The 12003-nt window shown below is 61.5% G+C and carries 7 protein-coding genes; 4 read left to right on the top strand and 3 right to left on the bottom strand.

The window, feature by feature from the left end:
* Positions 1–18: 18 nt before the first annotated feature.
* The 3 genes from F8N66_RS04840 to F8N66_RS04830 all read right to left on the bottom strand — a co-directional run bounded on the left by F8N66_RS04840 (position 19) and on the right by F8N66_RS04830 (position 4546).
* Positions 19–1419, bottom strand: a complete 1401-nt coding sequence (locus F8N66_RS04840; protein WP_150769087.1) for a PLP-dependent aminotransferase family protein — start codon at positions 1417–1419, stop codon at positions 19–21.
* Positions 1420–1486: 67 nt separating this feature from the next.
* Positions 1487–2968 carry a hypothetical protein gene (locus F8N66_RS04835; protein ID WP_150769086.1) on the bottom strand — a complete coding sequence of 494 codons (1482 nt, stop codon included), beginning with the start codon at positions 2966–2968 and terminating at the stop codon, positions 1487–1489.
* A 555-nt stretch (positions 2969–3523) separates the two neighbouring features.
* A complete protein-coding gene (locus F8N66_RS04830; RefSeq protein ID WP_150769085.1) occupies positions 3524–4546 on the bottom strand; it encodes a zinc-dependent alcohol dehydrogenase family protein in 1023 nt (340 codons plus the stop codon).
* 269 nt (positions 4547–4815) lie between these two features.
* Here F8N66_RS04830 and F8N66_RS04825 point away from each other — a divergent pair, with 269 nt between their 5' ends.
* From F8N66_RS04825 to F8N66_RS04810, 4 genes are all read left to right on the top strand, one after another.
* Positions 4816–5733: a LysR family transcriptional regulator gene (locus F8N66_RS04825; RefSeq protein ID WP_150769084.1), complete on the top strand. Its 918-nt coding sequence runs from the start codon at positions 4816–4818 to the stop codon at positions 5731–5733.
* A gap of 309 nt (positions 5734–6042) precedes the next feature.
* Positions 6043–7296, top strand: a complete 1254-nt coding sequence (gene mexE / locus F8N66_RS04820; protein WP_150769083.1) for a multidrug efflux RND transporter periplasmic adaptor subunit MexE — start codon at positions 6043–6045, stop codon at positions 7294–7296.
* A gap of 15 nt (positions 7297–7311) precedes the next feature.
* Entirely contained in the window at positions 7312–10500 is a 3189-nt protein-coding gene (locus F8N66_RS04815) for an efflux RND transporter permease subunit (protein ID WP_150769082.1), read from the top strand.
* Positions 10500–11921, top strand: a complete 1422-nt coding sequence (locus tag F8N66_RS04810; RefSeq protein ID WP_150769081.1) for an efflux transporter outer membrane subunit — start codon at positions 10500–10502, stop codon at positions 11919–11921. The genes F8N66_RS04815 and F8N66_RS04810 overlap by 1 nt, the downstream gene beginning before the upstream one ends.
* Positions 11922–12003 lie beyond the last annotated feature (82 nt).

Below are 12003 nucleotides of genomic sequence, written 5' to 3'. Positions count from 1 at the left end.
AATCCCGCACAGTCGCGCTCAATCGAACGCCTCGCGGCGCAACGCATCCCCTAGCAAGCCCAGCGCGGTGGTCAGGTCATAATCGCTGGCGAAGCTGTGGCTCAGCCGCAGATGTTGTGCATGCAGGCCCTGGAGACTGAACAACTCTCCCGGCGCGATCACCACCTGTTGCCCGAGCAGGCGCTGGAACAGCTGGCGCGCATCGACTTTGCGCAACGAACGCACCCAGACGGTGGCGCCACCTTCAGGCTCGACAAACTGCAGGGCATCGTCCAGTCGCTCGCACAGCAGCTGGATCATCTGGGTCTTGCTGTCCTTGAGCCTGCGCCGTAGGGATTGCAAGTGCTGATCGATGCGTCCATTGCTGTATAGACGGGCAATGGCTTTCTGGCGAATCGAAGACAGGCGGAAAGCCCGCAGCAGGAAATGCCGCTGCCATTCACCGCTCAGATGACGCGACAGCACATAACCATAGGGGGCTTCCGGCCCGATGATTTTCTCGAACGTGGAAAAAATCATCAGCCGATCCGGCGCCAACAGATCGCGAAACCGCAGGCCCGGCGCCTCGAAGCCAAGCTCACCGTAACAGTCGTTTTCCAGGACCCAGCAGTCATAGCGGTCGAGCAATTGCGCGACCGCTTGCCGATCTTCATCCGGCGCCTGGCTGCCACGGGGCATGTTCACACCGGAGGAAACCATCACCAGGCGCACCGGTTCGGTTTCCAGCAGCTCCTTGAGATGCTCGTGGTGCAGCCTTCCGCCAGCCCGCAGGGGCCATTCGATCACCCGCACGCCAGCCGCCTGAAACAGGCGCAGGATCACCCAGTCGCAAGGCGATTCAACCACCACCGCGGCGTCCTTGAGACCTAACACCGCAATCAGGATTTCCAGCACGCCACGAAGATCCGCGCCGATGTAGACATCATCGGCGTGCCAGCAGCGCACGGGCGACGTGGTGTAGCGCGCGGCCAATGCCATGCGCAGTTCCAGTTCGCCGCAAGGTTGCGAATTGGGTTGCGGCTGGCGCGGGTACTGGCGAAGCAGCTCTCTTTCCTGTAGCAACAACGGGCTGTCGATGGGCTGCAACAAGGCCGGTTCATCGCCACTCAGGACCAGCATGCCAGGGCGGCGAGCGTTGACGTACACGCTTTCGAGCAAGTCGCTGCCACTGTAGGGCGTGGTGATGGTCTGTGCCGGCAGCGCGTAATAACCCGACTTGGCCACCGAGTACACACGACCTTCTTTCTCCAGCAGCGAGTACGCATATTGAATGGTCGAGATCGACACGTTCAGCCGCTCGGCCAGATGACGCAACGAAGGCAGGCGAACCCGCGCATCCGTGGCGGTTTCCCCGATGACGCTGGTCAGATATCGGTACACCGCCTGGTAGGCGAAATCAGTGTCACGGGCGTTTTTCATGGCAAGCAACCCTGGACCGGGTCCCGCCTGTCGCGTGGCGTCAAGGTCGTTGTCAGGTCACGCACTGTCAACGACCTGCTGACTGTTCACCGGCCATGGACGTGTCATCGTCGGCTTCGATTTCTTCGTCCTGATCGCCGGTTGCCGGCTCAACGGCCCTGCCCGCAATCGCCGCCACCGGCGCCAGGCGATAGAGTTCGCCAAGGAGATGGACCGGCAACCCGCTGACTTCAACCATCCATTGCACGATCTGATCCGCAACCGAATGCCCTTGCAGCGCCCGGTGCAACTCCGGAATGGCCACCAGCATGCCGGGATGGCACTGGCGCAGAAAATGTTCGAGGTTCGCGCCGCCGTCATTAAAGGGCGCAAACAACAGGCAGACCATTTGCGCCTCGCTCAGGCCAAGGCTGCGTTGCGTCTCGGCTGCCGCCCGTGCCCGCAATTCCGCGAGGGTCATCGGGTTGCCGAACGCTTCCACCGCCTGTTCGCACAAGCGCTCCGGCAATCGCTTGCGGCGCATCATCACCAGGGCCCGCTGCAAGTATTCGGCAACGCCCGCCTCGTAGGTCCGCCCCTGGATGAAGCAGGCTTGCAGTCCGCGCACGTGTGCCGACACCGGAAGGCTGACGTACTCGTTGTCACTGAGCTGTGCCGACAATTCGTCCGCCTGGAATTTGAGAAACTCGGTAAGCAACGGCCAGCGTTCTTCCCTGTTGCTCACCATCATGTCGTGGATGTCGACAAGCGTCGCGCGGCGACAGGTTTCAAACTGCTCGGCCGGACGCCATGGCCCCTGCTCCTCCTCGGTGTAGAAGCGTCGATAACCCTGGCCGCCGAGTTCATCGAGCAACGGGAAAAACCCTGCGCTGCCTGGCTCATGGTGGTTCGAGGCCTGAAGACCGGCCTTGGCTGCTGCACGTCTCAAGCCCTCGATGAATTGCTTTTGCCGGCGCGCAGAGTCGCTGCAGATATAAGCATCGACGCCATGGTTCCAGCGAGAGATTTGCCCGTAGAACTCACCGCTGGCCAGGTAACCGTCATCCCACAGTTCCAGCGGTCCGTCCCAGGCCCGGCGATGCCCCAGCATCAGCAGATTGATCCGACTGGCTTCACATCCTGCCGGTGAAATGGGTGCCGAGTGGTCGAACGACAGCACTTCCCTGTTATCGGCCATCAGGACTTCGACCCGTGGATCGTCATAGACGAACAGCGCGTTGTAGCTGCGATGGATGTTTTCCAGTGCCGTCGGGTTGCTGCCATTGAGGCGCAACGTCGCCACCCGCAACTGAAATGTCGCCGGTGATCGACTGGCGATCGTCAGTTGCGCGGCGCGCAGCAGCGCCAGGGTGTAGCAGCTGTCGCGGGAACCGGACTGGATCGCCAGCACCTTGTAGCCACCTATTCGCTCCATGCCCCCGGCGGCAACGCCCAGGCGTTGAATCAACAATTGCAACGCCGTGCGTTCGGCACGGGAAAAGAATCCCAGCAATCGCTGCAATACTTGTTGATAGACATTGTTCATCGCTTGGACATGAATGTTAGTCATCGTTATTTACCTGATGCTCATAAGTTCGGTATTGCACAAACAACTGCACGCACAGCGCAGGGCTTGGCCTGGATATGTTGTGAGGTTGGGATTCTATTGCTGAATGTTAACACTTAAGTGTCAGGTCAACCTTTGAGTTGCAGCGCAGCGACGCAGACCCTGCAAACACTTGACCGACTGGAAAGCCCCGATATTGACGGCTCGCGACGACCGAAACCGACGTCCTAGGAAACGTCCGACAGCGTCCCACGGATGTTTAATACAAGAAATAAAGAAGGAAGTTTCGGACAATAGTTCTGCAACTGCGTAAGAGTGCGCCGTCCGAATGCACAATTGTGCAGCGCCGTGATAAGTATCGGCCTGATACCCGCCCATGACTCATTCCTTGAGATGAAAGTAATCATTCAATTATCAGGGCTTAGTTGCACAATAGAAGATACAGATCGCGCGCAAAAACCAGTTCAGTTGCTGAACCGTCCATGGGGAAAAGCGCAGAAAGCAAAAGAGTCCGTGGGGGCACGGACTCTTCGGGGGGTGCAGCACTTGAGGGGTGAATCAGGCCGGTTCGACCTGCAGCGCTACCCTTTCGTAGCAAGGGCATTCGCCCATGTAGCGGTGCGCTTCGACAAACTCGTCAAACGGGAAGACCCGAGTCTTGAGCGGCAGCAGGACGCGGTCGGCGGTCAGCTGGTTGATATCACGCAAGGCGCGCTGCAGGGCGACCTGGTCCTGGATGATGCCCAGTTCCGGCTTGCCGGTGAAGTTGCCGATGCAGTGCACGAAGAACTGGATGTTCTTCTGGAACGCCGCGCAGGCCGGGAAAGGCGTCTGGTTGCCGCCCTGCAGGCCGTACAGGACCAGGCTGCCACGCGGTGCCAGCACATCGCCGAGCAGCGACATCTGCGGGCCGCCCAGGCCATCGAACACCACATCCACACCGCGGTTGTCGGTGATTTTGTTGATCCGCATCAGCAGATCTTCTTCTTCGGTGACGATGACTTTCTCGGCACCCAGGGACAGCAGGTACTCACGATCATCCGGCGACTTGGTGGCCGCAATGACCCGGACACCCAGGGCCTTGCCCAGTTGCACAAACGATGGGCCGGCGCAGTGACTGGCATCGGTGACCAGGGCAAATTGCCCGGGTTTGACCCGCGCCAGATCGACGTAGGCGAAATAGGCAATCAACAGCGGCGTGTAATGAACGGCCGCTTCAATCGGGTTAAGGACGTCCGGATAGCGGGTCAATGCCGAGCGAGGCAGAACAATCTGCTCGCCGTACACCGGATAGTCGTTCGGGCTTTCGGCCGGGAAGCTGGCAACCTTGTCACCCACCGCCAGGTCGTCGACACCCTCACCGACAGCGGTGACGATACCGGCCATTTCATGGCCCAGGCCTGAAGGCAGACGTGCCTGGGATGACGCCAGGTTCTGACGCCAGAGAATGTCGTACCAGCTGATGCCAATGGCTTCGACGCGCACCTGCACTTCGCCGGGTGCAGGCAAAGCCGCCGCATGCTCTTCGCATTTGAGCACCTCGGCTGAACCAAACTTGTGAAAACGGATCGTGCGGGACATCGCAAACCTCGCCAAATGAACCTCTAATGCCATGAACTCTAGCTGGGCTTTCGACCCAACACTATCAGTGGCTATTAATAGTCGACATGCCTGTCATTGATTCCGCATCAGCGGCAACATCGTCAAATGTCGTAAGAAACCGAAGCAGCCTTTGTAGGAAAACTGAATTACTCGGTGCAGAGTACCAGCCTTTCCCCGTAATATTCTTGCTGGCCATTGTTCTCATATGGCTGCTCACGTCAAGTTTGCTGACTCTGCCAGGACTCCAGATGAATCGTAATGACCTGCGACGTGTCGACCTGAACCTGTTAATCGTATTCGAAACCCTGATGCACGAACGCAGCGTGACCCGCGCGGCGGAGAAGCTGTTCCTGGGCCAGCCGGCCATCAGTGCGGCGCTCTCGCGCCTGCGCGGGTTGTTCGATGACCCCTTGTTCGTGCGCACCGGCCGCAGCATGGAGCCGTCCGCGCGCGCCGTGGAAATCTTCGCCCTGCTCTCACCGGCACTGGATTCGATTTCCACCGCCGTCAGCCGCGCGGCGGAATTCGACCCGGCCACCAGCACCGCGGTGTTTCGCATCGGGCTGTCGGACGACGTCGAATTCGCCCTGCTGCCGATGCTGCTCAAGCGCCTGCGCGCCGAATCCCCGGGGATCGTGCTGGTCGTGCGCCGGGTCAACTACATCCTGATGCCGGGATTGCTGGCCTCGGGGGAAATTTCCATTGGCGTCAGCTACACCGCCGATTTGCCGGCGAACGCCAAGCGCAAAGTGCTGCGCCGCAGCTCGCCGAAACTGCTGCGTGCCGACACCATGCCGGGGCCGCTGAGCCTGGATGACTTCTGCGCGCGGCCCCATGCGCTGGTGTCGTTCGCCGGTGACCTCAGTGGCTTTATAGATGAAGAACTGGAAAAACTGGGGCGCAAACGCCACGTGGTGCTCGCCGTGCCGCAGTTCAACGGCCTGAGCACCCTCCTCGCCGGCACCGACATCGTAGCCACCGTACCGGACTACACCGCCGACGCGCTGACGGCGGCAGGCGGTGTGCGGGCTGAAGACCCGCCATTGCCGGTGCGCAGTTTCGAGCTGCACATGGCGTGGCGCGGGTCCCAGGACAATGATCCGGGGGAGCGATGGTTGCGGTCGCGGATTCAGATGTTTTTTGGCGATCCGGATAGCCTGGCTTGATCCGGGTGAAGTATCGACGCTGATGGCCTCTTCGCGAGCAGGCTCGCTCCCACATTGGTTTTTGAGGTCCTGGGGAGCGAGCCCGCTCGCGATGGCAACAACACGGTCCCAGGCCCGACCTTTAACACCATGGAAAAACAGTATTTCCATCAACCCTGTTGATCTCCCTCTCGCGAAAGGCGCAGGCTAGAGAGCTACCCGCGCTCTCCTATCATTCCGAATGATAGTTACCTTCGCCCCATTCGATTCGTGCGATACCCACCCGCCGAGCATCATTCGCCCATCTCAATACATTGGCGGATGCATTCCATGGAACAGTCACTCAAACATTTGCGCTTCCCCTTGGCCCTGTTGGCCGTCGTGGTGATCAGCGCTTGCGGCAAAGCCCCGGAAACCGCCGGCGCGCCGCCCGCCGCCAAGGTCAGCGTGGCCAAGGTGCTGGAGCAACCGGTCAACGAGTGGGACGAATTCACCGGGCGTCTTGAAGCGCCGGAAACCGTGGAGATTCGCCCACGGGTCTCCGGGCAGATTGATGAAGTGGCCTTCACCGAAGGTGCGCTGGTCAAGAAAGGCGACCTGCTGTTCCAGATCGACCCGCGTCCGTTCCAGGCTGAGGTCCGCCGCCTCGAAGCGCTGGTCGCCCAGGCCCGTGCCAATGCGACCCGCAGCGAAAACGAAGCCCAGCGCGGTGAGCGCCTGCGCACCAGCAACGCGATTTCCGCCGAACTCGCCGATTCGCGCACCAGTGCATCCCAAGAGGCTCGCGCCGCCGTTGGTGCCCTTCAGGCACAGCTTGATCTGGCGAAACTGAACCTGAGCTTCACCCGTGTCACCGCACCGATCAGCGGCCGCGTCAGCCGTGCGGAAATCACCGCCGGCAACCTGGTCACCGCCGACACCACCGCGCTGACCAGCCTGGTGTCCACCGACAAGGTCTACGCCTACTTCGACGCCGATGAGCGCGTGTTCCTGAAGTACACCCAACTCGCCCGCCAGGGCAAACGCGGCGCCACCACGCCGGTGTACATGGGCCTGTCCAACGAAGACGGCAACCCGCACCTGGGCCAGATGAACTTCGTCGACAACCAGGTCAACCCGAAAACCGGCACCATCCGCGGTCGCGCCGTGTTCGACAACAGCGACGGCAGCTACACCCCAGGCCTCTATGCACGCCTGAAGCTGGTGGGCAGCGGCACGTACAACGCCATGCTGATCAACGATGAAGCGGTCGGTACCGACCTTGGCAAGAAGTTCGTGCTGGTGATGGATGCCGACAACAAGACCGCTTACCGCGCGGTCGAACTGGGGCCGAAGATCGAAGGCCTGCGCATCGTGCGCAACGGCTTGAACAAGGACGACACCATCATCGTCAAGGGCCTGCAACGGGTACGCCCAGGTTCCCCAGTGACCCCTGAAGTGATCCCGATGGCCACCGAGCAGACCCTCGCGGCCCTGGCACAACAACGACAAGCGCTGGAAGCCAGCAACCTGCCCCAAGTCGCACCTGCCAAGGTCGCGCCGGGCACGGCTGTGAAACTGGCTGCAGCGACCCCACGCGGTTAAGGGATAACGACTCCGATGAATTTTTCCCAATTCTTCATTTCACGGCCGATCTTCGCAGCGGTGCTTTCGCTGCTGATCCTGATCGCCGGTGCCATCTCGCTGTTCCAGTTGCCAATCAGCGAATACCCGGAAGTGGTGCCACCGACCGTGGTGGTCCGTGCCAACTTCCCTGGCGCCAACCCCAAAGTCATCGGTGAAACCGTGGCCGCTCCGCTGGAGCAGGCGATCACCGGCGTCGAGAACATGCTGTACATGTCCTCGCAGTCGACCGCCGACGGCAAGATCACCCTGACCATCACCTTCGCCCTGGGCACCGACCTGGACAACGCGCAGGTGCAGGTGCAGAACCGCGTGACCCGGACCGAGCCGAAACTTCCCGAGGAAGTGACGCGCATCGGTATCACCGTGGACAAGGCCTCGCCCGACCTGACGATGGTTGTGCACTTGACCTCGCCGGACAAACGCTACGACATGCTGTACCTGTCCAACTACGCGATCCTCAACATCAAGGATGAGCTCGCTCGCCTGGGCGGTGTCGGCGATGTGCAGCTGTTCGGCATGGGCGATTACTCGCTGCGGGTGTGGCTCGATCCGAACAAGACGGCTTCGCGTAACCTGACCGCCACTGACGTGGTCACCGCGATCCGCGAGCAGAACCGCCAGGTCGCGGCCGGTCAACTGGGCGCGCCCCCTGCACCGACGGCCCAGAGCTTCCAGCTGTCGGTCAACACTCAGGGCCGCCTGGTCTCCGAGGAAGAGTTCGAGAACATCATTATTCGCGCAGGCGACAACGGTGAAATCACTCGCCTGAAGGACATTGCCCGGGTCGAACTGGGGTCCAGCCAATACGCCCTGCGCTCGTTGCTGAACAACCAGCCGGCCGTGGCGATCCCGATCTTCCAGCGCCCGGGTTCCAACGCCATCGAAATCTCGAACGAAGTTCGCGGCAAGATGGAAGAGCTGAAGAAGAACTTCCCGCAAGGCATGGACTACAGCATCGTCTATGACCCGACGATCTTCGTGCGCGGCTCCATCGAGGCAGTGGTTCACACCCTGTTCGAAGCGCTGATCCTCGTGGTGCTGGTGGTGATCCTGTTCCTGCAAACCTGGCGCGCCTCGATCATTCCGCTGGTGGCCGTGCCTGTTTCGCTGATCGGTACGTTCGCCGTGATGCACCTGTTCGGCTTCTCGTTGAACGCCCTGTCACTGTTCGGCCTGGTACTGGCCATCGGGATCGTGGTCGACGATGCGATCGTGGTGGTGGAAAACGTCGAACGGAACATCGGGCTGGGGCTGACTCCGGTCGAAGCGACCAAGCGCGCCATGCGAGAGGTAACTGGCCCCATCATCGCCACGGCGCTGGTGCTGTGTGCGGTGTTTATCCCGGCGGCGTTCATCTCTGGCTTGACCGGTCAGTTCTACAAGCAGTTCGCCCTGACCATCGCCATTTCCACCGTGATCTCGGCCTTCAACTCGCTGACCCTGTCGCCAGCGCTGGCCGCCGTGTTGCTCAAGAGCCATGACGCGCCGAAAGACCGTTTCTCCCGGGTGCTGGACAAAATCTTCGGTGGCTGGCTGTTCCGTCCGTTCAACCGCTTCTTCGACAAGGCCAGCCATGGCTATGTCGGCACCGTGACCCGCGTGATCCGCAGCAGCGGGATCGCCCTGCTGCTGTACGCCGGCTTGATGGTCCTGACCTTCTTCGGTTTTTCCAGCACCCCGACCGGCTTCGTACCCGGCCAGGACAAGCAGTACCTGGTGGCGTTCGCGCAATTACCGGATGCGGCGAGCCTGGACCGCACCGAAGACGTGATCAAGCGCATGTCCGACCTGGCCCTGAAACAGCCTGGCGTGGAAAGCGCGGTGGCCTTCCCTGGCCTGTCGATCAACGGTTTCACCAACAGCCCGAACGCCGGCATCGTGTTCGTGACCCTGAAGCCTTTCGACGAGCGTAAAGACCCGAGCATGTCCGCCGGGGCGATTGCCGGTGCCTTGAACGGCCAGTACGCCGGGATCCAGGAAGCCTACATGGCGATCTTCCCGCCGCCGCCGGTACAAGGCCTGGGCACCATCGGTGGTTTCCGCCTGCAAATCGAAGACCGGGGCAACCTGGGCTACGACGAGCTGTACAAGGAAACCATGAACATCATTGCCAAGAGCCACAACGTTCCGGAACTGGCCAACCTGTTCACCAGCTACACCGTGAACGTGCCGCAGGTCGATGCCGCCATCGACCGGGAAAAAGCCAAGACCCACGGCGTGGCCGTCAGCGACATCTTCGACACCCTGCAGATTTACCTGGGTTCGCTGTATGCCAACGACTTCAACCGCTTCGGTCGCACCTATCAGGTCAACGTCCAGGCCGAACAGCAGTTCCGCCTCGAATCCGACCAGATCGGCCAGCTCAAAGTGCGTAACAACAAGGGCGAGATGATCCCGCTGGCGACCTTCATCAAGGTCAGCGACACCTCGGGCCCGGACCGCGTCTCGCATTACAACGGTTTCGTCACCGCCGAAATCAACGGTGCCGCCGCCCCCGGCTACAGCTCCGGCCAGGCCGAAAAAGCCATCGAGAAACTGCTCAAGGAAGAACTGCCGAACGGCATGACCTACGAATGGACCGACCTGACCTACCAGCAGATTCTGTCCGGCAACACCGCGCTGTTCGTGTTCCCGCTCTGCGTATTGCTGGCGTTCCTGGTGCTCGCGGCGCAGTACGAAAGCTGGAGCCTGCCTTTGGCGGTGATCCTGATCGTACCGATGACCCTGCTGTCGGCCATTACCGGGGTGATTGTCTCCGGTGGCGACAACAACATCTTTACCCAGATCGGCCTGATCGTACTGGTGGGGCTTGCCTGTAAGAACGCGATCCTGATCGTCGAGTTCGCCAAGGACAAACAGGAAGAAGGCATGAACCCGCTGGCCGCGGTGCTCGAAGCCTGCCGCCTGCGTCTGCGGCCGATCCTGATGACCTCCTTCGCGTTCATCATGGGTGTGGTGCCCCTGGTGTTCTCCAGCGGCGCCGGTGCCGAAATGCGTCACGCCATGGGTGTGGCGGTGTTCTCCGGGATGCTCGGGGTGACCTTCTTCGGTCTGTTGCTGACGCCGGTGTTCTACGTACTGATTCGCAACTTTGTCGAGCGTGGCGAGCAGCGCAAAGCCGCCAAAGCGCTGAAATTGCAAAAGCCGCTGGAGTCGCATTGATGAGTTTGAAAGCCTTTCTGCCGAGCCTGCTGGTACTGGCGCTGAGCGCCTGTGCCGTCGGCCCGGACTACAAGACCCCAGCCACTGAGGCGGCTAACATCACCACGGCCACCGATGGCGCGGCCGGCCAGAAGAACTTCGACCGTTCGCGCTTCGAAGGGATCTGGTGGCAGCAATTCGAAGACCCGACCCTCAATCAGTTGGTGACCGAATCGCTCAAGGGTAACCGTGACTTGCGCGTCGCTTTCGCCCGCTGGAAAGCGGCGCGGGCGATCCGCGATGACGTCAGCAATGACGCCATGCCGACCATCACCAGCCGTGCCAGCAGTGACCTGGGCAAGGGCCAGATTCCTGGCCAGACCACAAATCGGGTCAACAGCGAGCGTTATGACCTGGGCCTGGACATGGCGTGGGAGCTCGACCTGTTTGGCCGCATCCAGCGCAACCTGGAGTCGGCCGATGCCGAGCAACAGGCGCTTGAGGCGGATCTGTATCAACTGCAAGTGACGATGATTGCCGAGTTGGTGGACGCCTACGGTCAGCTGCGCGGTGCGCAGCTGCGGGAAAAAATCGCCCTGGCCAACCTGAACAACCAGCAGGAGTCGCGCAAGATCACCATCAGCCTGCGCGACGCCGGTGTCGGCGATCAGCTTGATGTCGAGCGCGCCGATGCGCGCCTGGCCTCGGTCGAAGCCAGCGTGCCGCAATTGCAGGCGGAACAGGTGCGGCAGAAAAACCGCATCGCCACCCTGCTCGGCGAGCGCCCGGACAAGCTGACCGTGGACCTCGGCCCGAAAGACTTGCCGGCGATCGCCAAGGCCCTGCCGATCGGTGACCCGGGCGAGTTGCTGCAACGCCGTCCGGACATTCTCAGCGCCGAACGCAAACTGGCCTCGGCCACGGCGCGCATCGGCGTGGCCAAGGCGGACCTGTTCCCCCGCGTCAGCCTCAGCGGCTTCCTCGGCTGGACCGCCGGGCGGGGTTCGCAGATCGGTTCCTCGGCGGCCAACGCCTGGGCGCTGGGCCCGAGCATCACCTGGGCGGCATTCGACCTGGGCAGTGTGCGTGCCCGTTTGCGCGGCGCCGACGCCGATGCCGAAGGCGCCCTGGCGACCTACGAGCAACAAGTGTTGCTGGCCCTGGAAGAATCGGAAAACGCCTTCAGCGACTACGGCAAACGCCAGCAGCGGTTGATCTCGTTGATCCGCCAGAGTGAATCGAGCCGTTCCGCAGCCGATCTCGCCGAGATCCGTTACCGCGAAGGCACGGCGGACTTCCTCGTGCTGCTCGACGCCCAGCGCGAACGCCTGGCGGCCGAAGACACCCAGGCCCAGGCCGAAATCGACCTGTATCGCGGCATCGTCGCGATCTACAAGGCCCTCGGTGGCGGCTGGCAACCGGAGACCGTCGCCAGCCAATAACCGTTTTGACAGAGCTCCTTTGGTTGGCCGCAACCAACCAATTCTTTGCCCCGCGCCCCTTCGGTCGCGGGGCTTTTTTTTG

The organism is Pseudomonas fluorescens, from assembly GCF_902498195.1.
Classification (GTDB): domain Bacteria; phylum Pseudomonadota; class Gammaproteobacteria; order Pseudomonadales; family Pseudomonadaceae; genus Aquipseudomonas; species Aquipseudomonas fluorescens_BU.
Note: the sequence above shows the minus strand (reverse complement) of the source record. Positions and strands in the feature narration are given on the sequence as shown.

Coding starts and splice junctions, on each gene's coding strand:
- F8N66_RS04840 (WP_150769087.1), bottom strand. CDS start 1,419: ATGAAAAACGCCCGTGACACTGATTTCGCCTACCAGGCGGTGTACCGA.
- F8N66_RS04835 (WP_150769086.1), bottom strand. CDS start 2,968: ATGACTAACATTCATGTCCAAGCGATGAACAATGTCTATCAACAAGTA.
- F8N66_RS04830 (WP_150769085.1), bottom strand. CDS start 4,546: ATGTCCCGCACGATCCGTTTTCACAAGTTTGGTTCAGCCGAGGTGCTC.
- F8N66_RS04825 (WP_150769084.1), top strand. CDS start 4,816: ATGAATCGTAATGACCTGCGACGTGTCGACCTGAACCTGTTAATCGTA.
- mexE (WP_150769083.1), top strand. CDS start 6,043: ATGGAACAGTCACTCAAACATTTGCGCTTCCCCTTGGCCCTGTTGGCC.
- F8N66_RS04815 (WP_150769082.1), top strand. CDS start 7,312: ATGAATTTTTCCCAATTCTTCATTTCACGGCCGATCTTCGCAGCGGTG.
- F8N66_RS04810 (WP_150769081.1), top strand. CDS start 10,500: ATGAGTTTGAAAGCCTTTCTGCCGAGCCTGCTGGTACTGGCGCTGAGC.